18 protein-coding genes, 20 tRNA genes, 3 rRNA genes and 2 pseudogenes are annotated in these 26,731 nt (G+C 41.4%); 40 read left to right on the top strand and 3 right to left on the bottom strand.

Going from position 1 to position 26,731, the window contains the following annotated elements:
* The first annotated feature begins 160 nt into the window (after positions 1–160).
* The 25 genes from LGQ02_RS09535 (at position 161) to LGQ02_RS09655 (ending at position 11,277) form a co-directional block, all read left to right on the top strand.
* Positions 161–1,715 (top strand): 16S ribosomal RNA (locus LGQ02_RS09535).
* Positions 1,716–2,156: 441 nt separating this feature from the next.
* A 23S ribosomal RNA gene (locus LGQ02_RS09540) occupies positions 2,157–5,092 on the top strand.
* A gap of 83 nt (positions 5,093–5,175) precedes the next feature.
* Positions 5,176–5,292, top strand: a 5S ribosomal RNA gene (rrf, locus tag LGQ02_RS09545).
* The 16S, 23S and 5S rRNA genes sit together here with 20 tRNA genes alongside, the layout of an rRNA operon.
* Before the next feature lie 8 nt (positions 5,293–5,300).
* Positions 5,301–5,376 (top strand) — tRNA-Ala (locus LGQ02_RS09550).
* Between the two features lie 111 nt (positions 5,377–5,487).
* A tRNA-Ser gene (locus LGQ02_RS09555) sits at positions 5,488–5,580 on the top strand.
* Positions 5,581–5,674: 94 nt separating this feature from the next.
* A tRNA-Gln gene (locus LGQ02_RS09560) sits at positions 5,675–5,749 on the top strand.
* Between the two features lie 5 nt (positions 5,750–5,754).
* A tRNA-Gly gene (locus tag LGQ02_RS09565) sits at positions 5,755–5,829 on the top strand.
* Between the two features lie 34 nt (positions 5,830–5,863).
* Positions 5,864–5,952, top strand: a tRNA-Leu gene (locus LGQ02_RS09570).
* A 109-nt stretch (positions 5,953–6,061) separates the two neighbouring features.
* A tRNA-Arg gene (locus LGQ02_RS09575) sits at positions 6,062–6,138 on the top strand.
* Positions 6,139–6,143: 5 nt separating this feature from the next.
* Positions 6,144–6,220, top strand: a tRNA-Pro gene (locus LGQ02_RS09580).
* 48 nt (positions 6,221–6,268) lie between these two features.
* Positions 6,269–6,342, top strand: a tRNA-Gly gene (locus LGQ02_RS09585).
* A gap of 13 nt (positions 6,343–6,355) precedes the next feature.
* Positions 6,356–6,432: transfer RNA gene (locus LGQ02_RS09590), tRNA-Ile, on the top strand.
* Positions 6,433–6,484: 52 nt separating this feature from the next.
* A tRNA-Glu gene (locus LGQ02_RS09595) sits at positions 6,485–6,559 on the top strand.
* 3 nt (positions 6,560–6,562) lie between these two features.
* A tRNA-Val gene (locus tag LGQ02_RS09600) sits at positions 6,563–6,638 on the top strand.
* Positions 6,639–6,833: 195 nt separating this feature from the next.
* A tRNA-Met gene (locus LGQ02_RS09605) sits at positions 6,834–6,910 on the top strand.
* A gap of 416 nt (positions 6,911–7,326) precedes the next feature.
* Positions 7,327–7,403: transfer RNA gene (locus tag LGQ02_RS09610), tRNA-Met, on the top strand.
* Between the two features lie 416 nt (positions 7,404–7,819).
* Positions 7,820–7,896 (top strand) — tRNA-Met (locus tag LGQ02_RS09615).
* A 275-nt stretch (positions 7,897–8,171) separates the two neighbouring features.
* Positions 8,172–8,248 (top strand) — tRNA-Met (locus tag LGQ02_RS09620).
* A 40-nt stretch (positions 8,249–8,288) separates the two neighbouring features.
* Positions 8,289–8,364 (top strand) — tRNA-Asp (locus LGQ02_RS09625).
* 3 nt (positions 8,365–8,367) lie between these two features.
* A tRNA-Phe gene (locus LGQ02_RS09630) sits at positions 8,368–8,443 on the top strand.
* A 7-nt stretch (positions 8,444–8,450) separates the two neighbouring features.
* A tRNA-Thr gene (locus LGQ02_RS09635) sits at positions 8,451–8,526 on the top strand.
* Between the two features lie 227 nt (positions 8,527–8,753).
* Positions 8,754–8,829 (top strand) — tRNA-Lys (locus tag LGQ02_RS09640).
* 7 nt (positions 8,830–8,836) lie between these two features.
* A tRNA-Leu gene (locus LGQ02_RS09645) sits at positions 8,837–8,921 on the top strand.
* 290 nt (positions 8,922–9,211) lie between these two features.
* Complete coding sequence (locus LGQ02_RS09650) at positions 9,212–10,405, top strand: ISL3 family transposase (protein ID WP_226514668.1); 1,194 nt, start codon at positions 9,212–9,214, stop codon at positions 10,403–10,405.
* Between the two features lie 119 nt (positions 10,406–10,524).
* Entirely contained in the window at positions 10,525–11,277 is a 753-nt protein-coding gene (locus LGQ02_RS09655) for a Cof-type HAD-IIB family hydrolase (RefSeq protein WP_319003528.1), read from the top strand.
* Between the two features lie 71 nt (positions 11,278–11,348).
* Here LGQ02_RS09655 and LGQ02_RS09660 read toward each other — a convergent pair whose 3' ends face one another.
* Positions 11,349–11,870, bottom strand: a complete 522-nt coding sequence (locus LGQ02_RS09660) for a hypothetical protein (RefSeq protein WP_226517945.1) — start codon at positions 11,868–11,870, stop codon at positions 11,349–11,351.
* 674 nt (positions 11,871–12,544) lie between these two features.
* Here LGQ02_RS09660 and LGQ02_RS09665 point away from each other — a divergent pair.
* The 9 genes and pseudogenes from LGQ02_RS09665 to LGQ02_RS09705 all read left to right on the top strand — a co-directional run bounded on the left by LGQ02_RS09665 (position 12,545) and on the right by LGQ02_RS09705 (position 20,092).
* Entirely contained in the window at positions 12,545–13,348 is an 804-nt protein-coding gene (locus LGQ02_RS09665; protein WP_226518274.1) for an SDR family oxidoreductase, read from the top strand.
* Between the two features lie 223 nt (positions 13,349–13,571).
* Positions 13,572–15,491, top strand: coding sequence for a BglG family transcription antiterminator (locus tag LGQ02_RS09670; RefSeq protein ID WP_226517946.1), 1,920 nt, complete (start codon positions 13,572–13,574; stop codon positions 15,489–15,491).
* A 56-nt stretch (positions 15,492–15,547) separates the two neighbouring features.
* Entirely contained in the window at positions 15,548–15,982 is a 435-nt protein-coding gene (locus LGQ02_RS09675) for a transcriptional regulator GutM (protein ID WP_226517947.1), read from the top strand.
* A 53-nt stretch (positions 15,983–16,035) separates the two neighbouring features.
* Entirely contained in the window at positions 16,036–16,548 is a 513-nt protein-coding gene (gene srlA / locus LGQ02_RS09680; protein WP_264184029.1) for a PTS glucitol/sorbitol transporter subunit IIC, read from the top strand.
* A 13-nt stretch (positions 16,549–16,561) separates the two neighbouring features.
* The gene (srlE, locus tag LGQ02_RS09685; protein WP_226517949.1) at positions 16,562–17,605 is read left to right on the top strand and encodes a PTS glucitol/sorbitol transporter subunit IIB; all 1,044 of its coding nucleotides are present in this window, start codon (positions 16,562–16,564) and stop codon (positions 17,603–17,605) included.
* A gap of 82 nt (positions 17,606–17,687) precedes the next feature.
* The gene (locus LGQ02_RS09690) at positions 17,688–18,053 is read left to right on the top strand and encodes a PTS glucitol/sorbitol transporter subunit IIA (protein ID WP_226517950.1); all 366 of its coding nucleotides are present in this window, start codon (positions 17,688–17,690) and stop codon (positions 18,051–18,053) included.
* A 109-nt stretch (positions 18,054–18,162) separates the two neighbouring features.
* Positions 18,163–18,834 carry a transaldolase family protein gene (locus LGQ02_RS09695; protein ID WP_226517951.1) on the top strand — a complete coding sequence of 224 codons (672 nt, stop codon included), beginning with the start codon at positions 18,163–18,165 and terminating at the stop codon, positions 18,832–18,834.
* Between the two features lie 65 nt (positions 18,835–18,899).
* Positions 18,900–19,565 carry an HAD family hydrolase gene (locus LGQ02_RS09700; protein WP_404802391.1) on the top strand — a complete coding sequence of 222 codons (666 nt, stop codon included), beginning with the start codon at positions 18,900–18,902 and terminating at the stop codon, positions 19,563–19,565.
* 182 nt (positions 19,566–19,747) lie between these two features.
* Positions 19,748–20,092: pseudogene (locus tag LGQ02_RS09705) on the top strand (DUF6884 domain-containing protein).
* A gap of 310 nt (positions 20,093–20,402) precedes the next feature.
* Here LGQ02_RS09705 and LGQ02_RS09710 read toward each other — a convergent pair.
* A complete protein-coding gene (locus LGQ02_RS09710) occupies positions 20,403–20,894 on the bottom strand; it encodes a CBO0543 family protein (RefSeq protein WP_226517952.1) in 492 nt (163 codons plus the stop codon).
* 200 nt (positions 20,895–21,094) lie between these two features.
* Here LGQ02_RS09710 and LGQ02_RS09715 point away from each other — a divergent pair, with 200 nt between their 5' ends.
* The 5 genes from LGQ02_RS09715 to LGQ02_RS09735 all read left to right on the top strand — a co-directional run bounded on the left by LGQ02_RS09715 (position 21,095) and on the right by LGQ02_RS09735 (position 23,949).
* Positions 21,095–21,373, top strand: coding sequence for a hypothetical protein (locus tag LGQ02_RS09715; protein ID WP_226517953.1), 279 nt, complete (start codon positions 21,095–21,097; stop codon positions 21,371–21,373).
* Positions 21,366–21,584, top strand: a complete 219-nt coding sequence (gene yidD / locus LGQ02_RS09720) for a membrane protein insertion efficiency factor YidD (protein WP_226517954.1) — start codon at positions 21,366–21,368, stop codon at positions 21,582–21,584. The genes LGQ02_RS09715 and yidD overlap by 8 nt, the downstream gene beginning before the upstream one ends.
* Positions 21,585–21,911: 327 nt before the next feature.
* Positions 21,912–22,688 (top strand): DUF429 domain-containing protein, encoded by a 777-nt coding sequence (locus tag LGQ02_RS09725; RefSeq protein ID WP_226517955.1) that lies wholly within the window; start codon positions 21,912–21,914, stop codon positions 22,686–22,688.
* 27 nt (positions 22,689–22,715) lie between these two features.
* Positions 22,716–23,168 (top strand): DUF6884 domain-containing protein, encoded by a 453-nt coding sequence (locus LGQ02_RS09730; RefSeq protein WP_226517956.1) that lies wholly within the window; start codon positions 22,716–22,718, stop codon positions 23,166–23,168.
* A 169-nt stretch (positions 23,169–23,337) separates the two neighbouring features.
* A complete protein-coding gene (locus LGQ02_RS09735) occupies positions 23,338–23,949 on the top strand; it encodes an endonuclease NucS domain-containing protein (RefSeq protein ID WP_226517957.1) in 612 nt (203 codons plus the stop codon).
* Positions 23,950–24,139: 190 nt separating this feature from the next.
* Here the strand turns inward: LGQ02_RS09735 and LGQ02_RS09740 are convergent, their stop codons facing one another.
* The gene (locus LGQ02_RS09740; RefSeq protein ID WP_226517958.1) at positions 24,140–25,666 is read right to left on the bottom strand and encodes a DUF1254 domain-containing protein; all 1,527 of its coding nucleotides are present in this window, start codon (positions 25,664–25,666) and stop codon (positions 24,140–24,142) included.
* Positions 25,667–25,999: 333 nt separating this feature from the next.
* On the opposite strand from LGQ02_RS09740, the pseudogene LGQ02_RS21475 reads away from it, so the two are divergent.
* Positions 26,000–26,690, top strand: a pseudogene (locus LGQ02_RS21475) (DUF6946 family protein).
* Positions 26,691–26,731: the final 41 nt, after the last annotated feature.

Genomic DNA, 26,731 nt, shown 5'->3' on the forward strand with positions numbered 1-26,731 from the left:
AAAAAGCCAAGCGAAACGGGATATGCAGTTTCAACTATATTTTTATAGACGAAACTATAAGTGCAACTAAGGCTTTCGCTATTTTGCGAAAAGCCAAGTTTACTTTAAAAATATCCCGTCAATGAAATTTTTTAATGATGTCAGAGACATCAAACTCACTTTATTGGAGAGTTTGATCCTGGCTCAGGACGAACGCTGGCGGCGTGCCTAATACATGCAAGTCGAGCGGACCAATTAAAAGTTTACTTTTATGAGGTCAGCGGCGGACGGGTGAGTAACACGTGGGCAACCTGCCTTACAGACTGGGATAACTCCGGGAAACCGGGGCTAATACCAGATGACCAATAGAGTCGCATGACTCTATTGTAAAAGTTGGGATTTATCCTAACACTGTAAGATGGGCCCGCGGCGCATTAGCTAGTTGGTGAGGTAAGAGCTTACCAAGGCGACGATGCGTAGCCGACCTGAGAGGGTGATCGGCCACACTGGAACTGAGACACGGTCCAGACTCCTACGGGAGGCAGCAGTAGGGAATCATCCGCAATGGGCGAAAGCCTGACGGTGCAACGCCGCGTGAGTGATGACGGTCTTCGGATTGTAAAGCTCTGTTGTTAGGGAAGAACAAGTGCCGTTCGAATAGGGCGGCACCTTGACGGTACCTAACCAGAAAGCCCCGGCTAACTACGTGCCAGCAGCCGCGGTAATACGTAGGGGGCAAGCGTTGTCCGGAATTATTGGGCGTAAAGCGCGCGCAGGCGGTCTCTTAAGTCTGATGTGAAAGCCCACGGCTCAACCGTGGAGGGTCATTGGAAACTGGGGGACTTGAGTGTAGGAGAGGAAAGTGGAATTCCACGTGTAGCGGTGAAATGCGTAGATATGTGGAGGAACACCAGTGGCGAAGGCGACTTTCTGGCCTACAACTGACGCTGAGGCGCGAAAGCGTGGGGAGCAAACAGGATTAGATACCCTGGTAGTCCACGCCGTAAACGTTGAGTGCTAGGTGTTAGGGGTTTCGATGCCCTTAGTGCCGAAGTTAACACATTAAGCACTCCGCCTGGGGAGTACGGCCGCAAGGCTGAAACTCAAAGGAATTGACGGGGGCCCGCACAAGCAGTGGAGCATGTGGTTTAATTCGAAGCAACGCGAAGAACCTTACCAGGTCTTGACATCCTCTGACAACCCTAGAGATAGGGCTTTCCCCTTCGGGGGACAGAGTGACAGGTGGTGCATGGTTGTCGTCAGCTCGTGTCGTGAGATGTTGGGTTAAGTCCCGCAACGAGCGCAACCCTTGACCTTAGTTGCCAGCATTTAGTTGGGCACTCTAAGGTGACTGCCGGTGACAAACCGGAGGAAGGTGGGGATGACGTCAAATCATCATGCCCCTTATGACCTGGGCTACACACGTGCTACAATGGATGGTACAAAGGGCAGCGAGACCGCGAGGTTGAGCGAATCCCATAAAGCCATTCTCAGTTCGGATTGCAGGCTGCAACTCGCCTGCATGAAGCCGGAATTGCTAGTAATCGCGGATCAGCATGCCGCGGTGAATACGTTCCCGGGCCTTGTACACACCGCCCGTCACACCACGAGAGCTTGTAACACCCGAAGTCGGTGCGGTAACCTTTTGGAGCCAGCCGCCGAAGGTGGGACAGGTGATTGGGGTGAAGTCGTAACAAGGTATCCCTACCGGAAGGTGGGGATGGATCACCTCCTTTCTAAGGAGCTATTAGCTCATTACTTTATCGATCGTTTGCGCTTTTTGTTTAGTTTTGAGAGGTTTATTTTTTATCTCTCAAGACGTAAGGATTTTAACGAACTTCGGCTAAAGACATCACGTCCTGTGATAACGCCGAAGCTAGCACATCCTGTGCGTCGTTGTTCTTTGAAAACTAGATAACAGATATAGACTGATTGATCTTCACCGGTTGTTTGAAACGAATTCAGTAATGGATTCGACAGAGTACAACCGAGTGTCTTAGAAGGTTAATATGACGCCACAAGCTTTTGTAAAACTCGATTTGAAATTGAGTTTGCAAAGAGGGTCAAGTTATTCGAGGAAGCAAGGAATGGAGCGACTGAGCGTATGTTTAAAGGATACGTGACAGGAGCGACAGACGACGCTGACGAAGAAGAACGAAGGCCATCTGCAGCAAAGTGGTTAAGCTAGAAAGGGCGCACGGCGAATGCCTTGGCACTAGGAGCCGAAGAAGGACGGGACGAACACCGATATGCTCCGGGGAGCTGTAAGTAAGCTTTGATCCGGAGATTTCCGAATGGGGGAACCCACCACCTGTAATGAGGTGGTATCCATACCTGAATACATAGGGTATGAGAAGGCAGACCTGGGGAACTGAAACATCTTAGTACCCAGAGGAAGAGAAAGCAAATGCGATTTCCTGAGTAGCGGCGAGCGAAACGGAACTAGCCCAAACCAAGAGGCTTGCCTCTTGGGGTTGTAGGACACTCCATACGGAGTTACAAAGAAACGGAGTAGATGAAGCGACCTGGAAAGGTCCGCGGGACAAGGTAAAAGCCCTGTAGTCGAAACTTCGTTTCCTCCGGAGTGGATCCTGAGTACGGCGGGACACGTGAAACCCCGTCGGAATCTGGGAGGACCATCTCCCAAGGCTAAATACTCCCTAGTGACCGATAGTGAACCAGTACCGTGAGGGAAAGGTGAAAAGCACCCCGGGAGGGGAGTGAAAGAGATCTTGAAACCGTGTGCCTACAAGTAGTCGGAGCCCGTTAATGGGTGACGGCGTGCCTTTTGTAGAATGAACCGGCGAGTTACGATTACGTGCAAGGTTAAGTTGAAGAGACGGAGCCGCAGCGAAAGCGAGTCTGAATAGGGCGAATGAGTACGTGGTTGTAGACCCGAAACCGTGTGATCTACCCATGTCCAGGGTGAAGTCCAGGTAACACTGGATGGAGGCCCGAACCCACTCACGTTGAAAAGTGAGGGGATGAGGTGTGGGTAGGGGTGAAATGCCAATCGAACTCGGAAATAGCTGGTTCTCCCCGAAATAGCTTTAGGGCTAGCCTCGAGGGAAGAGTATTGGAGGTAGAGCACTGATTGGACTAGGGGTCCCCACAGGATTACCGAATTCAGTCAAACTCCGAATGCCAAATACTTATCCTCGGGAGTCAGACTGCGAGTGCTAAGATCCGTAGTCAAGAGGGAAACAGCCCAGACCATCAGCTAAGGTCCCCAAGTATACGTTAAGTGGAAAAGGATGTGGAGTTGCTTAGACAACCAGGATGTTGGCTTAGAAGCAGCCACCATTGAAAGAGTGCGTAATAGCTCACTGGTCGAGTGACTCTGCGCCGAAAATGTACCGGGGCTAAACGTATCACCGAAGCTATGGATTGTCCTTACGGACAGTGGTAGGGGAGCGTTCCAAGGGCGTTGAAGCTCAACCGAGAGGATGGGTGGAGCGCTTGGAAGTGAGAATGCCGGTATGAGTAGCGAAAAGAGGGGTGAGAATCCCCTCCGTCGAAAGCCTAAGGTTTCCTGAGGAAGGCTCGTCCGCTCAGGGTTAGTCGGGACCTAAGCCGAGGCCGAAAGGCGTAGGCGATGGAAAACAGGTTGAAATTCCTGTACCACCACGTCACCATTTGAGCAATGGGGGGACGCAGGAAGGTAGGGTAAGCACGGCATTGGATGTCCGTGTCCAAGCAGTTAGGCTGGTAAGTAGGTAAATCCGCTTACCGTAAGGCTGAGCTGTGATGGCGAGCGAAATTTTAGTAGCGAAGTTCCTGATCCTACACTGCCTAGAAAAGCCTCTAGCGAGGTGACTGGTGCCCGTACCGCAAACCGACACAGGTAGGCGGGAAGAGAATTCTAAGACGCGCGGGAGAACTCTCGTTAAGGAACTCGGCAAAATGACCCCGTAACTTCGGGAGAAGGGGTGCTCTATTAGGGTTTACGCCCGAGAGAGCCGCAGTGAATAGGCCCAAACGACTGTTTATCAAAAACACAGGTCTCTGCCAAGCCGCAAGGCGAAGTATAGGGGCTGACACCTGCCCGGTGCTGGAAGGTTAAGAGGAGGGGTTATCCCATTAGGGAGAAGCTCTGAATTGAAGCCCCAGTAAACGGCGGCCGTAACTATAACGGTCCTAAGGTAGCGAAATTCCTTGTCGGGTAAGTTCCGACCCGCACGAAAGGTGCAACGATTTGGGCACTGTCTCAACGAGAGACCCGGTGAAATTATATTACCTGTGAAGATGCAGGTTACCCGCGACAGGACGGAAAGACCCCATGGAGCTTTACTGTAGCTTGATATTGGATTTTGGTACAGCTTGTACAGGATAGGTAGGAGCCTTGGAAGCCGGAGCGCTAGCTTCGGTGGAGGCGTCGGTGGGATACTACCCTGGCTGTACTGGAATTCTAACCTCGGACCGTGATCCGGTTCAGGGACAGTGTCAGGTGGGCAGTTTGACTGGGGCGGTCGCCTCCTAAAAAGTAACGGAGGCGCCCAAAGGTTCCCTCAGAATGGTTGGAAATCATTCGCAGAGTGCAAAGGCATAAGGGAGCTTGACTGCGAGACATACAGGTCGAGCAGGGACGAAAGTCGGGCTTAGTGATCCGGCGGCACCGTATGGAAGGGCCGTCGCTCAACGGATAAAAGCTACCCTGGGGATAACAGGCTAATCTCTCCCAAGAGTCCACATCGACGGGGAGGTTTGGCACCTCGATGTCGGCTCATCGCATCCTGGGGCTGAAGTAGGTCCCAAGGGTTGGGCTGTTCGCCCATTAAAGCGGTACGCGAGCTGGGTTCAGAACGTCGTGAGACAGTTCGGTCCCTATCCGTCGCGGGCGTAGGAAATTTGAGAGGAGCTGTCCTTAGTACGAGAGGACCGGGATGGACACACCGCTGGTGTACCAGTTGTTCTGCCAAGAGCATAGCTGGGTAGCTACGTGTGGACGGGATAAGTGCTGAAAGCATCTAAGCATGAAGCCCCCCTCAAGATGAGATTTCCCATCACGTCAAGTGAGTAAGATCCCTCAGAGAAGATGAGGTTGATAGGTCTCATGTGGAAGCGTGGCAACACGTGGAGCTGAGAGATACTAATCGATCGAGGGCTTAACCAAAGTATTACATTAACCTTCAGACCGAAGGTCATCAGTCAAATGTTATCTAGTTTTGAGAGTACAATACTTCTCAATTTCATAAGTCCAGTGACGATAGCGGAGAGGTCACACCCGTTCCCATGCCGAACACGGAAGTTAAGCTCTCCAGCGCCGATGGTAGTTGGGGGCTCTCCCCCTGTGAGAGTAGGACGTTGCTGGGCTTTTTTGTGGGGCCTTAGCTCAGATGGGAGAGCGCCTGCTTTGCACGCAGGAGGTCAGCGGTTCGATCCCGCTAGGCTCCACCATTATATTTTTAAGGACAAATATTGTAGCTATATAGTTCAGTTGACTATAGCGCATGTTTGATACGAATGAGGTCGTGGGCTGGATTGACACCGCCTAGGCCATATGAATACGGAGGAGTACCCAAGTCCGGCTGAAGGGATCGGTCTTGAAAACCGACAGGGGCTTCATGGCCCGCGGGGGTTCGAATCCCTCCTCCTCCGCCATATTAATCTGTTCCCGTGATATAGCGGTTAAAATCCTAGTCACGCAAGAGACCGCGCATTTTATTTCCATCAACGCCCCTATATTTTAAATTAAAGGGCTATAGCCAAGCGGTAAGGCATCGGATTTTGATTCCGTGATTCGCAGGTTCGAATCCTGCTAGCCCTGCCATATATGCGGGAGTAGTTCAGTGGTAGAACACCACCTTGCCAAGGTGGGGGTCGCGAGTTCGAATCTCGTCTTCCGCTCCATTATTTTTTAAATAAATAATGATTCACAAGTCCTGCCGGGGTGGTGGAATTGGCAGACACACAGGACTTAAAATCCTGCGGTAGGTGACTACCGTGCCGGTTCAAGTCCGGCCCTCGGTACCAGCAATTTGTTACGATACTACGTTGAAATACTTCATAGCGAAGTAAAATCAGCAGTTGTGGAAGTGCACCATATATATTTGTAAGTTATATTTTTCAATAAAAGTTATTTGCGCCCATAGCTCAATTGGATAGAGCGTTTGACTACGGATCAAAAGGTTAGGGGTTCGACTCCTCTCGGGCGCGCCATAGAACGGGAAGTAGCTCAGCTTGGCAGAGCACTTGGTTTGGGACCAAGGGGTCGCAGGTTCAAATCCTGTCTTCCCGACCATGCAAGATATGTACTAGGATAAAAGTATTCACCTTAATAAATTAATATGCGGGTGTAGTTTAGTGGTAAAACCTCAGCCTTCCAAGCTGATGTCGTGAGTTCGATTCTCATCACCCGCTCCATTTTTAAAAAAATGGGCCTGTAGCTCAGCTGGTTAGAGCGCACGCCTGATAAGCGTGAGGTCGGTGGTTCGAGTCCACTCAGGCCCACCATACTACAATAACTTTGTTGAAGGTTAAACTGATTCTTGTGGAATTATAGATAGGCCCATTGGTCAAGTGGTTAAGACACCGCCCTTTCACGGCGGTAACAGGGGTTCGAATCCCCTATGGGTCACCATCTGGAGGATTAGCTCAGTTGGGAGAGCACTTGCCTTACAAGCAAGGGGTCGGTGGTTCGAGCCCGCCATCCTCCACCATTTACAATTACACACGACTCATAATCGTGTTCATAAAAAAATTATTATTAACGCCGCGGGGTGGAGCAACGAGCGCGACATCGTCGAATGATCTACGAGTTGTCTCGACGCAAAAACTACAAAGCGTTGCTAGAAGAGGAAGAGACAGTCAAAAACGCTACGGAGCAAAACATCATCCGTAAGCATTCATAACGCCGCGGGGTGGAGCAGTCTGGTAGCTCGTCGGGCTCATAATCCGAAGGTCGGTGGTTCAAATCCGCCCCCCGCAACCAATATTATTATCAACCTAAATAAAGACTATGAAAAGATGATTTGATTTCGTTGTGTAGTATTTAACATCCATGCATATCATGCAGGAGATCGTGGATTCTAGTTTCCGGCAGGACCGCCATTTGGCTCGGTAGCTCAGTCGATGGAACAATGATCAATTATTTCGCTGTAATACAGCGAGTTGTCTCGACGCACAAACTACAAAGCGGTGCTAGAAGAGGAAGAGACAGTCTAATATGATACGGAGCAAAACATCATCCGTAAGCTTTCATAACGCCGCGGGGTGGAGCAACGAGCGCAACATCGTCGAATGATCTACGAGTTGTCTCGACGCATAAACTACAAAGCGGTGGTAGAAGAGGAAGAGACAGTCTAAAATGCTACGGAGCAAAACATCATCCGTAAGCTTTCATAACGCCGCGGGGTGGAGCAGTCTGGTAGCTCGTCGGGCTCATAATCCGAAGGTCGGTGGTTCAAATCCGCCCCCCGCAACCAATATTATTATCAACCTAAATAAAGACTATGAAAAGATGATTTGATTTCGTTGTGTAGTATTTAACATCCATGCATATCATGCAGGAGATCGTGGATTCTGGTTTCCGGCAGGACCGCCATTTGGCTCGGTCGCTTAGTCGATGGAACAATGATCAATTATTTCGCTGTAATACAGCGAGTTGTCTCGACGCACAAACTACAAAGCGGTGCTAGAAGAGGAAGAGACAGTCTAATATGATACGGAGCAAAACATCATCCGTAAGCTTTCATAACGCCGCGGGGTGGAGCAACGAGCGCAACATCGTCGAATGATCTACGAGTTGTCTCGACGCATAAACTACAAAGCGGTGGTAGAAGAGGAAGAGACAGTCTAAAATGCTACGGAGCAAAACATCATCCGTAAGCTTTCATAACGCCGCGGGGTGGAGCAGTCTGGTAGCTCGTCGGGCTCATAATCCGAAGGTCGGTGGTTCAAATCCGCCCCCCGCAACCAATATTATTATCAACCTAAATAAAGACTATGAAAAGATGATTTGATTTCGTTGTGTAGTATTTAACATCCATGCATATCATGCAGGAGATCGTGGATTCTGGTTTCCGGCAGGACCGCCATTTGGCTCGGTCGCTTAGTCGATGGAACAATGATCAATTATTTCGCTGTAATACAGCAAGTTGTCTCGACGCATAAACTACAGAGTGGTGGTAGAAGAGGAAGAGACAGTCAAAAACGCTACGGAGCACAACATCATCCGTAAGTTTTCATAACGTCGCGGGGTGGAGCAGTCTGGTAGCTCGTCGGGCTCATAACCCGAAGGTCGGTGGTTCAAATCCGCCCCCCGCAACCAATATTATTATCAATCTAAATAAAGTATGAAAAGATGTAGTGGTCCCGTGGTGTAGCGGTTAACATGCCTGCCTGTCACGCAGGAGATCGCGGGTTCGATTCCCGTCGGGACCGCCATTTGGCTCGGTAGCTCAGTCGGTAGAGCAACGGACTGAAAATCCGTGTGTCGGCGGTTCGATTCCGTCCCGAGCCACCATTTTTTTGCTGGCCTAGCTCAATTGGTAGAGCAACTGACTTGTAATCAGTAGGTTGGGGGTTCAAGTCCTCTGGCCAGCACCATTTATTTTGACACGAAGCGTTACATCGTCCGTAAGCTTCATGAAACATCATCATCGCAAATACTGCGAGCCATTAGCTCAGTTACGAGCATTTTCATCACGAAACCGCTGCGAGTTGTTTCGACGCATTAGGCATCGAGGATAAGCTAGCAGAGGAAGAAACAGGTACGAAGACGAAGCGTTACATCGTCCGTAAGCTTCATGAGATATCATCATCGCAAATACTGCGAGCCATTAGCTCAGTTGGTAGAGCATCTGACTTTTAATCAGAGGGTCGAAGGTTCGAGTCCTTCATGGCTCACCATTTTTATGCGGGTGTGGCGGAATTGGCAGACGCGCTAGACTTAGGATCTAGTGCCTTCGGGCGTGGGGGTTCGACTCCCTCCACCCGCACCATTACATATTGATACCATCAAGTTTCTTGCAAATAGCAAGGAACTTTTTTTATTGTCTTTCGCACAGCTAAAAAGGGATTTATAATTAATAATGTTGGGCTCTATACTGAATGTTGTGGTCGCCCTTATGATTAATGGACAACAATATTTGGTTCTATACTGAATGTTGTGGTCACCCTTATCGGATCAATGTTTCTCTTTGATCTAAAAAAAGACAAAAAAATAGCACCCAATTCTCTCTTTTTGTTAACCTTGAGTTACCACACAAAAAGAAACAAGGAGAGAATTAAGGTGCAACTAGATTTTATCACAAAGTTATTAGGGATTAAAGACAAGCATGTATTCGTATTTGATTCAGGAGAAGAAGAACAGTGCTTTTGGTTTGAACTTCATAGCGAAGTCCGAAAACAAAAGTGCCCAAAATGTAAAGAGAAGACAAAGCGAATCCATGGATATAGAATGCAATCGATTCAAGGAGCTCAGATAGCAGAGAAAAAGGTTTACTTACAATTAAGGAAACGCAGATATCGTTGTATGAACTGTGGCCATGCATTTTTTGAGAAGTTATCTTTTCTAGATAAATACCAACGACATACATCAATGCTTGCTCAAGAAGCGTTATCCTTATGTTCTGAAATGAGTTTTACACACGCAGCTAGAATCTCAGGAATGAGTACGAATCGTTACCTCCGCCTATTTGACAAACGGAAGATAACTGTAAACAAAGTCCTTCCAAGAGCGATTGCGATTGATGAGTTTAAGGGAGATGCAGGTAAAGAAAAGTACCAAACTGTGATCGTTGATGTAGAAAATCGACATATCATTGATATATTACCGGATCGAAAAGTGAAAACGATTGAAAATTACTTTAAAGAATGCGACACCGGTAAGGTAGAGATCGTTGTTATAGACTTATCCAAAGCATTTAAAGAAGCAGTACGTAGACAATTAGGGAGTCCACTAATCATAGCTGATCGGTTTCATTTCATGCGTCACGGGTACTGGGCATTTGATGAAGTGCGACGTGAACTACAGAATGAGTTACAAAAAGACCCTCGTATTAAGCTTAAACGATGTAAAGAACTCTTATGGAAGTCACCTGAAAAGCTTGATGAGAAAGGCAAAGCGAAGGTAGAAAAGCTATTACAAGCACACCCACAGTTAAGACAGGCATATGAAGTGAAAAATGCGCTAGACCAATGGTTTAAACAGAGTACACCAGAGAATGCGAAAGTTGGTTTAGAAGCATGGTATACCTTTGTGGAAGAGTCCGGCATTCCTTCATTTCAAAGGGTAGTAAAAATGTTTAAGAGATGGCAAACAGAGATCCTCCAATCGTTTATGTATCCTTATAACAATGGCTACATTGAAGGTGTGAATAATACAACGAAAGTAACGAAGAGGATGTCATATGGAATTAAAAGCTTTGAGAGATTACGAATGAAGATTTTGTGGAGACAAATGGTTAGATCCCATGCGGTTTAAACCGCATGGGTAGAGAGAATTGGGAATTTCTGCACCACAACAATTGACAGAGAGCCCAATATTTCAAATTTGGAAGCACAAGAACCGTCCCCACGCTTCCATTATAAGGAGAGGATCATATGGAACAGGTAAAACAAGACCGAAAACCAATTAAATTGATTGCGATCGATATGGATGGGACACTTTTAAATAATGAACATGAGATTTCAGATGTAAATCGTCAAGCGATTAAGAAAGCACAAGAAAAAGGCATTTATGTTGTGATAAGTACAGGTCGAACTCGAATGACGTGTGGTGAATTAGTCAATTCTCTTTCTCTTAGTTCTTATCTTATTACGGTTAATGGGAGTGAAATCTGGGATAAAGATGGATCCTTACTAGAGAGACAACTACTTGATACAAAATACATAAAGCGTATGTGGGAATTAAAGCAAAAATATAATACGACTTGTTGGGCAGCAACTGTAGACAGCGTATGGCGGGAGGAGTTTCCTGAAGATTTTTCCTCACATGAGTGGATGAAGTTTGGTTTTGATATTAAAGATGATGTGGTAAGGGAAACGATCTTGGATGAGCTCTCTCAAAATAAAGCATTAGAGATTAGTAACTCTCATCCGAAAAACCTTGAAATTAATGCAGCTGGTGTCAACAAAGCAAGAGCGTTAGAAAAAGTTTGTGAACGAATTGGCATTACCCTTGATCATGTTCTTGCCATGGGTGACAGCTTAAATGACTTGGCGATGATTAAAGAGGCCGGCGTAGGTGTTGCTATGGGAAATGCACAAGAATTTGTGAAAGAATCAGCAGATTGGGTGACAACAACAAATGAGGAAGACGGAGTGGCTAAGGCCATTCATAGGTGGGCGCTGTAAATCCCAATGGATTGATGGGAGCATGAGGACAATATTATATAGTTCTCACGCTTCCCTTTATCTTTCTAACCCTACGCTTTAAATGCTACCACATTATTTCCTTTCCCTTTTTTACTCGAAAAAATCGCTTTTAACTTTTCGATCGGTTCTATACAGTCTGTAAATAATAATGTACTGAGATAGAAGGTGCCACCACTTGAGTTGAATAAATAATCGAGGCGTCGGTCATCGTATTTTGGGTTCATCAATTGATAATACATCCCTAGCCTTAACATTTCATGCTTCATTCTGTCTTCGTCATCGATCATATCTGCATGGTATAAGTACAGCGTTCCATCAGATAATGATTGAATGACTCCCAAGCCTAACGTGACGGCTAAGCTCATATCAATATTGTTGCCAACGTCATAAACGAACTGCACGAGTTTTGTTGGATAAACCGTTTCCCAAACGTGTGAGCCGTCTGAAACCTCCATCCCTTCTTCATAAGGCAAAAACGTGCAATCGTCTGTCATCACAAACTTCGAAATAACAACAAAGTCTTCATTTAACGTAGCTTCACTAATATTCACGCGTTCAATATTTTTCACCATGTTCATTCTCCTTTTTGCAAAAATGCTATTATCTACATCTATAAATGAACATCAAAAAATCACACAGGTTATAATTAGAGAAGCATTGATACTTGAGATGGAGGGATTCGATGGGCGTTGGCATAAAAATTTTCTGTGAGAACTGTTTATATATGAAAGATTTTCTATTAGGTATCGGGATGCACCACTCATGTTTTGAGCATTGTATTGACAGCTTACATCCGAAGACGAAAACAAAGTTACAAAAGCAGATAGGAAACTCGAAGATCAATGACTACGAGTTCGAGTACAAGCTTTTCAACTGTTTAAAATGCAAAAAGGTTTACAGTCGGCCTTACATGAAAGTGATGTATGGCGAAAACGAAGTGGCGGAAACAAATATCAATTGTTCGTGCAAAGGGAAAGGGGAAGAAGTCGAGAATTTAGAAAAAATCGAAAGGATGCCTTGTCCGAAATGTAAGGAAGCTTCATTAAAAGTAGAGGAACATCTCTTGTGGGATTAATATAATGGTATAAACCACTCGACTTGAGGCAAGTATTACAATCAAATATTTTTCTATTAATACACCCTTTTGCAATTTCGATTGCAAAAGGGTGTATTAATGTTTGCGCTTACAACTTTTATACTAAAAGTACCAAATGAAAGTGATTACATAGAAGGTGAGGAAAGAGAAATGAATAGTACTACATGGCTTGGTTTAGAAGGAAAAGTAGCAATCGTAACTGGCGGAGCATCAGGAATTGGTTTAAGTATCGTTAAAGAACTACATAATAATGGTGCCACGGTTGTTGTAGCAGATTTAAATGTAGAAAATGGTGAACAAGAGGACGGTACATACACGATAAAATGTAATGTAACAAGCAAGGAAAGTGTTGATGAAACAGTTGCTAAAGCCGTTGAATTGTTTGGGACAGTAGATATTCTCGTTAATAATGCAGGTGTGAATTTGCCTAGATTATTAGTTGATGACAAAGGCGAACGTCCAGAATATGAACTAAATGAAAAAGACTTTGACTTTATGGTGGCGGTCAATCAAAAAGGTCCTTATTTGTTTGCACAAGCTGCAGCAAAACAAATGTTAAAACAAGATAAAGGTGTAATTATAAATGTTTCTTCTGAGGCTGGACAAGAAGGTTCTGCAGGACAAAGTTGTTATTCAGCAACAAAAGGAGCTGTAATATCATTTACTCGTGCATGGGCAAAAGAGTTAGGTAAGCACAATATTCGTGTCGTTGGTATTGCTCCTGGAATTTTAGAAGAGACTGGATTAAGAACTGATAGTTACAATGAAGCATTAGCGTATACAAGAGGTGTTACTGTTGAAGGGTTAACAACAGACTATAGTAAGTCAATTCCGCTTGGAAGAGAAGGAAGATTAAATGAAGTTGGTGATTTAGTAGCCTACCTATCTTCAGACCGCTCAAACTATATTACAGGAACGACTTTAAATATATCTGGTGGTAAATCAAGAGGCTAAAATATAAAAAGAAATTTACAAACCTCGGTAAAACTTTTTGATACGATAAACTAGCAATTTATTCAATAGTATTAAACCTTTACATTCGTTTGCTTTATATGTATGATGAGGCACGTGATTTACTTTTATACTAAAAGAAACTTCTTTTGAATTGTATAACGGCAACGAAAGTATTCGTCATGAGGACTTGGCGCTAAGCCAAGGTTTGTTAGAGGGTGGTAATGTGTTTAATTATTCGTTGGACGATCGAATCGTTCAAATAATCAATATTTCACGAAAAAAACAACATAGTTCAATTGATTACCTTGCCTCGACATTAGGTGTCAGCACGAGATCTATTCGAAATGATATAAAGCAGTTAAATAGTGAATTAAACGGTATAGCAGTGTTTGTTAATGAAAAAGGTAAAGGGTTTTATTTAAAAGTAGAAGATGAGAAAGAGTTTGCAAGCTTGATGGAGAACATCGAAGCAGAGAGCAAATCTTATGATTCACCGACAGGCAGAATCGCATATATCTTTGACCGCTTATTGAATCAAGAAGAGACGTTACCAATGGATGATCTCGCCTACGAAATGAATATTGGCAGGAGTACACTAGTTAACGAATTGAAAAAAGCTAAGGTATCTTTGGAAGCATATAACTTATCGATCGTAGGAAAACAAAGTCATGGTATTTTTCTAGATGGTAAAGAAATCAATTTACGCTTCTTTATTTTAGATAATATTTACGATTTTTTATACGATGATTTTCCATTAGACGAAGATGTAAAAAACGAAATTGTGACGATTTCTAATGAGCATGATATCGAATCAACAACGCAGAAAGCATTATTACAATTTATTATTGTGATGTTGGATCGTTTACTTAAGAATCATCCACTTATTGAGGTAAATAACAAGCATGAAGAATTAATAAATTCGAATGATTATAAAATCGCTAAAAATATTGCTGAAATGATTGAGGCGAAATTGCCAATAAAAATACCAGAGTATGAAATCTTGTTTATAACTATACCTATTGCTGGTCGACGAACACCTACAAATAATCGTACGATGGCTGACATTATCATCCCGGAAGATGTAACACAGTTGTTAAATAACATTGTAGAGCAATTAGGTTTTAATAAACAAGTAATTCAAGAGAACGAAACAATTTTTAAAGATTTTCAATATCATCTAACTTTTATGATTAATCGACTCATATATGGATTGCGTTTGAAAAATCCATTATTAGACGATGTTAAAGAGAAATATCCACTTGCTTTTAAATTGGCGGAACTAGCTGGTGACGTTATTGAAAGAGAGTATGATGTTAAAGTTTCTGAACATGAACTCGGTTATATCGCGTTTTATTTTGGGGTTTTCATCGCGAAAAGTGAGGGCGAAGTGAAAAAGATAAATAAGGCAGCGGTCATTTGTGGCACTGGAAGGGGAACAGCCAAATTAGTATCTATTCAACTTGAAAGAGTACTAAAGCAAAACACCGATATAGATATATATTCAGATGTGGATGTATCAAAGGAGCTACTAAATGACTATGACATTATCTTTTCAACTGTCAAATTAGAAGTTAAAACAGAAACTCCAACAGTTATGATCAATGAGATTTTCGATGAACGAAGTGTAGCAAAGAAAATAGAAGAAGTGATGTACGTACACCACCTTCCGTTGGATAATGGTATTCATGCATCATTTATGAAACAATTAGTTGATCAGGATAAGTTTTTTCTTTTAAACAGTGAGAAAAGTTATAACGAGAATGTTCATGATATGGTTCATGCTTTAATTGACAAAGGGTATTTTGATAGCGGTTTCCATAAAAGATTAAATGAACGTGCGAAAAAGGGTTCGATGGTTTTCGAAAATTATATCGCATTCCCACATACTTACAACACGTTGTCAGATAAAATAGAGCTAGCGATCGGAGTCTTTCCTACAGCAGTCACTGCAGAAAACAAAAAAGTAAGACTCGTTTTTCTATTAGGGGTGCCAGAACAGGAGTCAGTAAATACTGAACATTTATTAGTAAAGATTTATGATGAGATCATTCGAATTGCAAACGACCAGTCATTATTGAGTAAGTTAACAAAGAGCACTGGTTATGAGGACTTTATCGAACATTATGAAAAAAATAATGACTAATCACACAGTTCTATATGTTCTTTTGAATGACTTGGAATGAGAAAAGGGTGTTAAATATGGAAGTCATTTTGCTTCTAGGTGGATTAATGGCATTTGCATGGCTGGTGCAAAGTGTGTTTGGATTCTTTCAAATAAAAAACTTCAACCTCAATTATATTGAAATGAGATCAAAAGGAAGAGTAGCGATTGGGAGAAGGAAAGGGATGTTAACTGCTGGTACGGTAGTTATGCTAGCGATCAATAAGAAAAATGAAATAATTGATGCTAGAAAAATGGAAGGCCTTACAGTTTTAGCTCGCGTAAAACCGATGAAAGGCTTAGAAAATAAGCATTTACTTAAATTGAAACAACAAGACTTAAATCAGTTTCACCGATTAACCGCTGCTGCCATTCAAGATGCGGTAGCGAGTTATGACATAATTTCAAAAGGAGGTGAATTAAAGCCTAAGAAAACATTGTTCGAAAAAGTTATATCAAAGTTTAAAAATTAAGGTAAAGAGGAGGAACAAAAGTGAACTTTTTAACAGATTTAGCATCCGGCTTTATGGGAATGTTTGAGCAGGGTGGAGAAGTATTCGTTGATTTAGTAACAGGGATAGTGCCATTATTAATCTGTTTATTAGTAGCAATGAACGCAGTTGTTAAATTAGTAGGTACAAACAGAGTAGAGAAACTAGCAAAAAAATCTGGGAAAAACCCTTTTACAAGATATTTTGTTTTACCAGTCGTTGGTACGTTTTTCTTTGCAAATCCAATGACATTATCATTAGGTAGATTTTTACCGGAAAAATATAAGCCAAGCTATTATGCATCAGCATCTTTTTCTTGTCACACGCATAATGGACTTTTCCCGCACGTAAATCCAGGAGAATTATTCGTATTTCTAGGAGTTGCAGCAGGGATTACAACATTAGGACTACCAGTAGCTGAACTTGCATTATTTTATTTCTTGGTAGGTATTGTAACGAACTTTTTCCGAGGATGGGTTACTGATTTCACAACTGCCTATGTTGCAAAACAACAAGGAGTTATATTGAAGGATAAAGTTGAACTTTAAGGAGGGGAACAAAATGACAACAGCAGTACAAACGTTTCAATCAGCAGTTGTTCACGCAGGTGCTGGCGGATTTGGCGGACCACTCGTCATCAGTCCAAATGAAAAACAAAATAAAATCGTTTATATAACTGGAGGAAATAAGCCTAGTATTGCAACAAAGCTTGCAGAGTTAACAGGCGCAGAGTTAGTAGACGGGTTTAAAACAAAGGTACCAGAAGAAGAGACCGCTTGTGTGATCATTGATTGTGGAGGAACATTACGTTGCGGGATTTACCCACAAAAGCGTATTAAGACGATCAATATCATGCAAACAGGGCAAAGTGGACCTTTAGCGAAGTTTATCACGGAAGATATTTATGCTTCTGGGGTTAAAGAAGAAAATATTATGTTGCACGACGGTGCGGCAACACCTGTGCAACATAACGAAGAAAATAAAACTGAATCAGAATCTTTAACAGAATCTGAAACTGAATCTACGCAAAAGTATAGCACAAACAAAAAAATAAGTGAACAACAAGAACCAAAAGGGTTAATGGTGAAAGTCGGTATGTTCATGGGGAACTTTATTAATACCCTTTTCCAAGCAGGACGAGAAACAATTGATACGGTTATAAAGACGATCCTACCATTTATGGCCTTTGTTGCGATGTTAATTGGGGTTATCCTATATTCAGGAATCGGTGACCTATTTGCAGCTTACTTATCACCGTTAGCTGGTTCTTTACCAGGGTTATTACTCATATCGTTAGTATGTTCATTCCCATTATTATCCCCGTTCTTAGGACCTGGTGCAGTTATCGCACAAGTTGTTGGAACATTAATTGGTGTTCAAATTGGACAAGGTAATATCCCACCACAATTAGCATTACCTGCATTATTTGCAATTAACTCACAAGCTGCGGCGGACTTTATCCCTGTTGGTCTAGGTTTAGCGGAAGCAGAATCTGAAACAGTAGAGGTCGGGGTGCCATCCGTTCTGTACTCGAGGTTCCTCACAGGTGCACCTACTGTCTTTGTCGCTTGGCTTGCAAGCTTCATGTTATTTACAGATTATTAAAAGATATAGATATAACCTGTATAAATGCTGGTTATATCTTATTTCTAAATAAAACAGATTAATAAAGTAAGGAGTTATTTCTATGAATACGATTTACAAAACAAATGTATCGAAAGTTGGTCCTTTAGTTGAACAATTTTATGGTGAAAAAATGGTAATTTTGTTTAAAGAGGGCGCTCCTGAGGAGTTACAGGAATATTGTGTTCTCCATGAAACAAACCAGTTGGATGAAGACATTAAGGTTGGAGACAGCTTATATCTTAACAATAAAGAGTATAAGGTGACAGCTGTCGGTGATGCAGTTAATAAAAACCTTAACGATTTAGGACATATCACATTAAAGTTTAATGGTGAAAATAGTGCTGACTTACCCGGAACATTAGTTTTAGAAGATGAACCAATCGATACTATTACTGAAGGAACAACGATTTCAGTTATTAGAAAATAATATGTTTGCCGTATTATTGGTATGACAAATGAAGCAGTGGAGGTTTCCTTCACTGCTTATTCTTACATGTTTATTTTCATCCACTTACGAAAAAAGAAGGGAGCTTACAATGGAAATACTCATAGACAGTGCGAATATTAAAGAGATAATCAGACTGTCTGATCTCTATCCGATCGATGGTGTCACGACGAACCCAACCATTATTTCGAAAGAAAAAGAACCTTTTTTGCCTCTCGTTCAAGATATTCAGCGTCATATTGGAAATGAAAAAATGCTCCATGTTCAAACGCTGTCTACTACAGCAAATGATATTGTTAATGAAGCACTACATTTAACGAATCAATTAGATGGAAATGTCTACGTGAAAATTCCTGTAATACCTGAGGGGATTAAAGCAATGAGAATGCTTCATCAAGAGGAAGTGAAGTTGACTGCAACGGCTGTCATAACCCCATTACAAGCATTAATGGCTGCAAAGGCAGGAGCTCATTACGTAGCACCTTATGTCAATAGAGTGAGTAACCTCTCTGTAGATGGAACACAAGTGGTGGAGGAAATTGTCAACTTATTTAACACTTATAAGCTCTCCACGAAAGTATTAGGTGCCAGCTTTAAAAATGTAGACCAAATAAAACAAGTGGCATTAAAGGGAAGTCATGCAATAACAGCAAGTCCAGATATGATTGACGCAATGCAGGAACATTTACTAACTGAATGGAGTGTGGATCAATTCAGCTCGGATTGGCAAATGGCGTTTGGGGAAAAGACGTTCATAAAATAGGACGGTATAAAATGATAAAAGGAAATCATCTAATGTTTAAGGTGATGTGATGGGAGAGTTATAAAATGATTAAGGCACTTATTTTTGATTGTGATGGCCTATTAATAGACACAGAGACCGTACAATATCATGCATTCTGTGAAATTTATGAAACACATGGGCTTGATTTACCGTTAGAATTATACGTTCAGTGTGTTGGCAGTTCGTTTGCTGATTTTGATCCTTTCAACCACCTGAAAGAAAAATCTAGTAAACACGTTGATCTTGAAGACATGCAAGAAGCATTAGCAGTAAAGATAACGGAAGTAATGGAAAATGAAGATTTACGAAGTGGCGTTCGAGAATACTTAGAGTCTGCAAAGCAAAAAGGGTTAAAAATAGGCTTAGCGTCTAGTTCAAGTAGAGAGTGGGTATTAGGACATCTTGAAAAATTTGATATTATTAAGTACTTTGATATTATTCACACAAGAGACGATGTAGAGAAAGTGAAGCCAGATCCTGAGCTTTATAATAAAACATTAAGTTCTCTAGGTATCAATGCAAACGAGGCTATTATTTTTGAAGACTCCTTAAACGGTCTGAAGGCAGCAAAAGCATCAGGAGCATCTTGCGTCGTTGTTCCAAATAAAGTGACAGCTAAATTGCCTTTTGAAAACCATGATATTAAACTCGGTTCAATGTCCGATAGAAGTTTAAAAGAATTAATAAATGAAGTTGAAGAAATGTTATAAATGAATTTTGTTAGTTGAAAATAAAGTCCCTGACCTCAGGACCTTAAAATTTTAACGTACTGGGGGGGAACAGAAAGCAAAGGGACGGTTCTTGTGCTTCCAAATGTTAAGTTGAACTTTTTAGCAACAAAGACATGATGGCCGTTCAAGCATACAGAAAATAAACTAAGCGAGGTTTGAAAATGCGTCGATTATGTATTATCCCTTGTAAAAAAAGTGTGGGATAAAACCCAAAATGCTGGGCCAACGAAGTCGAAAGAGGTTTATATAGGAACCTTTAGTAAAGCGTGTCAAAGGTATGCTGCCATGTTTATTGGTGACTGGGTCATACTATCTGCGAAGCACGGTTTTCTCCATCCAACGGATATCGTTGATCGAAATTATGACGTTTCGTTTACTTCAAAAAGTTCTGAGATCATTTCAATTGATCAGTTGAAAGAACAAATGATGGAAGTGATTGTAAAGGAATCGGTTTTATGCTGCAAAAGTTAAATCGTTCTATAAAAAACGGAGAAGAGATCACGTAATTCCATTAATTAATTTAACCAGTGATTCATTAGAAATAATGAGTTGCTGTTTTTTTTCGTCATTTAAATGATTACTCCATAAGGACAGCACCACGCATTTGGTGGAACCGCAATATCTCGTGTGCGATTATCCCTGCTCACGTGCGATCATACCTTCTCACGTGCGATTATTCCGACTCACGTGCGATCATTACGCCTCGCGTGCGATAATCTCTGCTCACGTGCGATGATCTTGACTCACGTGCGATTATTTCGCTTCACGTGCCATCATTCATTATATTAAGAATGTTCGGAAGCAAGAGAACCGTCCCTACGCTTCGTTTCCCAATCTTTTATCAACACGATCCATAATTAGCAAAATCATTCTTATCGTGTATTTGGCTAAAGCGATTGTGACGAAAGAGTGGTAACCTGTCCACCCTTTACTATATTTAATGAGCTTGGTGTTTTTTTCTAAGCCAACTTCCAAGAGAACCTGAGGTAATGCAAAGAAAATAACTTTCACTAATGCAACTTTCCAATGATCTTTAAGCGAGGCCCTGCAGTACCAAACAGTAAATAAGGAACAAAGAAAGTAATCATAAATAATGCTGCTTTGGTAGATGGATGGCAAAAGTCTAACCGGATATTTTAAAATGTCTTTTGCAGCTAAAACTGGCGCAATAAAAGTATTTGAGTAAGAATTTAATAAAAACGCAATGATCCATTTTCTATAATGCTTGCCGATGAAAGAAAAAGGGAAAATAATGATAATGAGAACGATCGCAAGTTTTATTATTTTATTTTCAGCTTTATTAAACATAATCTCACCTCGAATATTAAGGTGTGATTATTTAGAAGTTATCATACACTGATAAAACTTTATATTGGTAACAATTTTAGGAGGTACATTCTTTGTTGAATGTTCGCTGGAAGCATGCGAACCGTCCCCACGCTTCATCTATGAATGAAAAGATACAGACATGCAGAAAGTAATATCATCATTGAAGAGAAGGGATGTTTATGGGTAAAAAAATAAAGGAAACAAAATGCACGTGTAAAGCTTGTCAACATGTTTGGTACTATGGAAAGCAAGATGTGATTCAAAATACAGGGGATAAAATCCAAAACTTTGGAAGTGAAATGAGCAATACTGGTAAGGATATGATGTGTTGTACAGGTTGTTTGCCGGCATTATTTATACCAAATAAAAAAATAAAAGAAAACGTCAAGGATTTAGATCAATGCCCAAACTGTGGTTCGAAAGCTGTGAAAAAAGAAACGGTGGTACATGATGTTTAAGATCATATTAATCCTACTCGTGAAATGTTATCAAACGTTTGTTTCACCAATAAAACCGAAAAGAATCAAGTGTCGTTTCCACCCAACATGTTCGAATTATGCTATTGAATCGATAAAAAAGTATGGTGCAATTAAAGGTACCAGAAAAACAATCGACCGATTGCTTAGATGTAGACCTGATAATACAGAGAGTTGTATTGATTATCCGTAACAAAGTGTTAATCTTTCTGTTTTTATGTATAAAATTTTCACCCCTAATACCCTTTCTAGCATTTTCCTCCTCAGCGTTTAGATCAAAACATAGACATATGTTCATCACGTTCTTTTCCGTAAATTTTCCTTCTAACTTTGTTATGGCCAGCTAAATGGATGGCAGATAAAGCACAAATTCATTTATACGAAAAAATCTCCTTTCACCTATTTCATTACAGCAATATTTTAAATTTGGAAGCACAAGAACCGTCCCCACGCTTCATGGTAGAATGGAAACGAGGAATGTCACTTTCCTCGAAAGAATTAAAAAAGGGAGTAAATCAAATTGTCATACAACAAAGTCATTGGCATTGGCTGGGACGTGGGCGGCTGGATGGGGAAGAACCACGGCGTTGCTGTTTGTGAGTGGAATTGTCGGACGAATACCATTCAATGGCGGGGAAAACCTGCTGCAACTTCTCTTGCTGAGAACAGTTTAACGTCTTTAGAAAAAATGGTCCAAGTGTGCGACCATGAAATGAATGTTAACAAGGATCATGAGGATACGCTCATTGCTATTGGAATAGATGCTCCTTTAGGATATCCGAGGGAGTTTACGCAACTTCTTCAAGGCGAAATGCCGTCAGTTACAAAGCCGAAAAGGGAAATCGACAACACGTTAGCGTATCGCGCCACTGATCAAGAGATTCACAGGGTTTTTGGAAAGAAACCATTATCAGCGACGTTTGACCGGATCGGTAATAACGCTACAGTAGCGATGCTTCATGCAAGATTGTGGGAAAAAGATCATGGATTTAAAGTTTATCCGATAAGTGATCAAAATGTTGACGACAATCGAATCATGATCGAAGTATATCCAGCTTTACTGAAAGCGAAACGTTTTGAAGAGGTTTTCGAGCCGTATAGAGAGTTCATGCCAGCCGGAACCGAAGTGGGGACAGATGCTTATGACGCCTGCATTTGCGCACTCTATGCGATCGCCTTCGGAACAAACGGTGCCTTGCTGCCAAATCTCGCTCATCCTCCAAAGCATTTAAAGGAAAGAGTGAAGGAAGAAGGCTGGGTTTATTACTTTACAGATGAGAAAACAAGAAAAACATAAAAGAAGATCAATAAGTGAGGGTTAAGAATGAGTCGATTATGTATTATCCCTTGTGGGGCAAAAAAAGTGTGGGACAAAGAGCCAGATGCTGCGCCAACGAAGGCGAAAGACGTTTATATAGGTACCTTTAGTAGAGCGTGTCAACGGTACGCAATCGAATTTATTGGTGACTGGGTCATACTATCAGCAAAGCATGGTTTTCTACACCCAACTGATACCGTTGAACACAATTATGATGTTTCGTTTACTTCGAAAAGTTCTGAGATCATCTCAATTGATCAGTTGAAAGAACAGATGGGGGATAAAGGATTAAATGATTATGATGAAGTGATTGTCCTTGGCGGGAAAAAATATAGAAGAGTCGTTGAAAAGTTGTTTCCAAATGAAAAATTAACGTACCCGTTAAATGGTTGTAAAGGCATCGGTTTTATGCTGCAGAAGTTAAATCGCTCCATAAAAAATGGTGAAGAAATAAAGTAAGTCGCAGTGTATTGCGTAGACCATCAAATACATATCAATATAAACGTAGAAGTACCTGTCTCTAATCATTTAGAAATAGGTACTTTTTTTAAATTCACTACCCCCTTTTTTCAAAGTTCGGCGTATCTATTAAGTAGAAGAGAAAAAATGGGGAAGGAGTAAGAACAAGATGAAAGAACAGGATTTACAATATGCACTTATACTATATCCACATTTAATCGAAGAGGGTCTTGTGTTTAAGGAGCGGGAAGTTTATTTGGAAGGAAAGAGATGTGACCTTCTTTTTGAAGATAAGGACGGCAGGGATGTATATGTTGAAGTGAAATTGAAAGTAACAGACAGTGCTGTTGGCCAATTAATTCGTTACGCCGGATTAGTCCATAATCCAGAAGCTCGATTCATGTTAGTTGGTTTGTCCTTTCAAGATGGAATAAAAGAGGGTCTAACTAAAAATGGATACGAATATAAGGAAGTAGCTGAATCAGATATTTATGCATTAGTTTTTAGTAGTAAACTTGAAGCTGAAATGATTAAACGTAAGATCAAAATTAACGGAAAACAACAGCAAAAACCAGTCAAGAAAGTACAGAACAAGAAGGTTAGAAGTAAAACGAAAGAAGAAGAACAATTCCATTTTTTGTTCAATGAAGTAAATGAGATAAAAAGTAGATTAAAAAGGCTAGAAAAAGACCAAGAAAAAAATATGAAACATATGTTGAGTTATATCGATATGCAAATGGATAGATTAGAGACAGAGGAAAGTATGGATCGTGTGTTATAACAAAAGCATTGACATAATAAACCAGTCATTCACTTAGAGGTAAATGAGTGACTGGTTTTTTACATATTTGAAGCTCGGATAAAGGTAATAGAAGCGTTTCAGGTTTGAATATATTTTTGAAGGATACCCGTTTCATTGTTGAACCCTTATGTTAAGAATACTTGGAAGCACAAGAACCGTCCCCACGCTTCTACCGAACACGTTTTACCCCTGGTATTTCGTAACTGCCAGTTAATATTTTTGCTTCGGGTTGATACAGCCTTAACAACAAATTAAAATCTCCTTCCGGTGCAGGTAGCCAATTTGATTCATTATTTATTGGGCGGTCTTTTTGGATATAGATATCAAGTGAGCCATCATCATTGTACTCAAGGCCCTGGGTGTGGTCTCCAATGGCATAACGGTTAATTTCATTGGGCACCAGGTAGAAATCCGAGCCATACATTGTTACTGACCAGAAAGCTTCTACCGGGGGCAGCTGGTCTTCATTAAAATGTAAAATGTATTTATTTTTCCCATTGAGCTGATTCCCTTGATCATCAGTAAAAGCTCTAGGAGCACTAGCCTCTTCATTCACATTTGCACCAAGTCCGCTAAAAGCAATATATGCCCTCTGAAGGAACTCATCCCCATATGTGCCCAAACCGTCAACTACCAACCACCCATTAACAATCCGGGCGTTTAATTCTTCTTCACTATTTGCAATTATTTGAAATGCGTCTTTGGCAGCGCGATTTAGCCCCGCAATGGATTCTGGATCTAATTTATTAGCATCAAAGCCGTACGTTAGATCAATACCGATATGCTCAAATTGTTTTTCAAGGGCCTCATTATTAATAGTAGGATTTAGAATCATTAAGTCTGTCATCGTTTTAAAGAAATCCAGGGCACTAAGATCTTCCACTTTATTCTCTAAAAGTAATGTATTTGCAGGTTTTATGACGGATGGGGCCTTTTTTCCATCCAGTGTTGTCATTGTAAATTGCTTTTGTATAGCTTGAGCATTCTCTAAATCATCTTCACCTTTTACGAGGATACGGCCTATGATCCATACAGTGCTTGTAGGGGATTTGACCTCTTTAACATCTACAGGCAGAATGCCTTTCCAATCGGGACCCACGATGGCAAATTTTCCAGCATCCGTACCTGTTGTGCGGCGCCCTATATTGGAAAAGGTATTTGTCCAGGCATCTAATAATTGGATGACATAGTACCTGTCATTTGTATCCGGAACATTTAGAACGACAGGGTTCCGGGTGAGATCCAGCCAGCCAACGAAATAAAGGGTATCAACATTGGGTGATACGACATCTTTGTAATCAGGCGTAAGAAGTTCATCATAATAAATAAACTCATTTGACACAGTAAATGCTGGGCCAAAGGACTCTTGTACTAACGATGACAGCTGCCTAGTTCTTTCCGTGGTGACAAGGGGATATCCATATATATAAGCCTGTATGCCTAAACTGTATGCATAATTCTCTCTGTACGAGCTTAAAGGACTGTTTTCCCGAATAGAAGCATCTTCAATATTAATAGGTTGTTTTCTATGATTAGATAAAGGCACAACTCCTTGCGTATTAGGAATTTGTGATGAATAATAAGGATTTAAATTCCCTCCCCCTTGTTGATAATTCTGATATAACAACTGGTTTCGATAATCAGGCATTGGCGCTACATAGTAAGGATTTTGAAACCTATATGGTCCATAATACATATTTTCACTTCCTTTATAATTTTCACAATATCCTATGCAAATCGCCTAGTTAATGTTTTCAACAATTAAGAAATGCATCACTAAATCAACTCGAAACATTTAAAAGAGGACTTGCGCGAAAAAATAGCAAAAAAAATGTGGGTTTACTAATATAGTTGGTATTTTCAATAAATACGATGTCAGAGGTGGTTAAGAAAAAACGCCTCTACGTTTCCTCACTCCAACACTTCAGGAGTATTTTGGGAGGATACTCCGTTAATTTGTTGAACCCTTATGTTAAGAATATTTGGAAGCGGGAGAACCGTCCCCAGCGCTTCAAAGGGAGTGATAAAAATGGGAAGGTATTATGTTCCGACAAATGGTGTAAATGCATGGAAAGATCTCTTGGCAGATCCGAAGAAACAATGGAAGGAAGACTATTCAGCTTATGAGTTAGCTCATTCTTGGGAGAATGCTAAGAAACTACCATCTTGTGTTGAGCGAGTATTTAAGAAGAGTAACTCCACTTTTTCAGGAAGTTGATATCTTATTCGGATTCCCTGAATACAAAGTTTCTTTACCAGGGGGCTCCGCAAGCTCACAAAATGATCTATATGTTTTAGCGAAATCAGGTGATGAGCTAGTAACGATGATGGTTGAAGGTAAAGTTTCAGAACCTTTTGGAGAAACGGTAGAAACTTGGAAGGGAGTTAATCCTAGTAATGGAAAAAGAAAGAGATTAGATTACTTGTTAAATTTATTAAACCTACAAGAAGAAACTGTTTTAAACAAAAGGTATCAATTACTACTCCGTACGGCTTCGGCGCTTATCGAAGCACATAACGTAATAGCTAAAAATGCGGTAATGCTCGTGCATTCTTTTAGTGAGAAAGGCGAGGGGTTTGAAGATTATGCCGCGTTCGTTGAACTGTTTCACTTGTCGCCAAAGAAAAATAATATTGTAGGGCCTGTTCTTCTAAAGGGTGTTAATATCTATTTTGGTTGGGTAACCGGCGAGAAAACACAAATAAGTGATACAAACTAAAACTTGCTTCTGGATGAATCCAGAAGCTTTTTTTTCGCTCA

This window comes from Bacillus shivajii (genome assembly GCF_020519665.1).
Classification (GTDB): Bacteria; Bacillota; Bacilli; order Bacillales; family Salisediminibacteriaceae; genus Bacillus_CA; species Bacillus_CA shivajii.

Excerpts from the sequence above, each read along its gene's own strand:
- LGQ02_RS09655 (WP_319003528.1), top strand. The coding sequence starts at position 10,525 with ATGGAACAGGTAAAACAAGACCGAAAACCAATTAAATTGATTGCGATC.
- LGQ02_RS09660 (WP_226517945.1), bottom strand. The coding sequence starts at position 11,870 with ATGGTGAAAAATATTGAACGCGTGAATATTAGTGAAGCTACGTTAAAT.
- LGQ02_RS09665 (WP_226518274.1), top strand. The coding sequence starts at position 12,545 with ATGAATAGTACTACATGGCTTGGTTTAGAAGGAAAAGTAGCAATCGTA.
- LGQ02_RS09675 (WP_226517947.1), top strand. The coding sequence starts at position 15,548 with ATGGAAGTCATTTTGCTTCTAGGTGGATTAATGGCATTTGCATGGCTG.
- srlA (WP_264184029.1), top strand. The coding sequence starts at position 16,036 with ATGGGAATGTTTGAGCAGGGTGGAGAAGTATTCGTTGATTTAGTAACA.
- srlE (WP_226517949.1), top strand. The coding sequence starts at position 16,562 with ATGACAACAGCAGTACAAACGTTTCAATCAGCAGTTGTTCACGCAGGT.
- LGQ02_RS09690 (WP_226517950.1), top strand. The coding sequence starts at position 17,688 with ATGAATACGATTTACAAAACAAATGTATCGAAAGTTGGTCCTTTAGTT.
- LGQ02_RS09695 (WP_226517951.1), top strand. The coding sequence starts at position 18,163 with ATGGAAATACTCATAGACAGTGCGAATATTAAAGAGATAATCAGACTG.
- LGQ02_RS09700 (WP_404802391.1), top strand. The coding sequence starts at position 18,900 with ATGATTAAGGCACTTATTTTTGATTGTGATGGCCTATTAATAGACACA.
- LGQ02_RS09710 (WP_226517952.1), bottom strand. The coding sequence starts at position 20,894 with ATGTTTAATAAAGCTGAAAATAAAATAATAAAACTTGCGATCGTTCTC.
- LGQ02_RS09715 (WP_226517953.1), top strand. The coding sequence starts at position 21,095 with ATGGGTAAAAAAATAAAGGAAACAAAATGCACGTGTAAAGCTTGTCAA.
- yidD (WP_226517954.1), top strand. The coding sequence starts at position 21,366 with ATGTTTAAGATCATATTAATCCTACTCGTGAAATGTTATCAAACGTTT.
- LGQ02_RS09730 (WP_226517956.1), top strand. The coding sequence starts at position 22,716 with ATGAGTCGATTATGTATTATCCCTTGTGGGGCAAAAAAAGTGTGGGAC.
- LGQ02_RS09735 (WP_226517957.1), top strand. The coding sequence starts at position 23,338 with ATGAAAGAACAGGATTTACAATATGCACTTATACTATATCCACATTTA.
- LGQ02_RS09740 (WP_226517958.1), bottom strand. The coding sequence starts at position 25,666 with ATGTATTATGGACCATATAGGTTTCAAAATCCTTACTATGTAGCGCCA.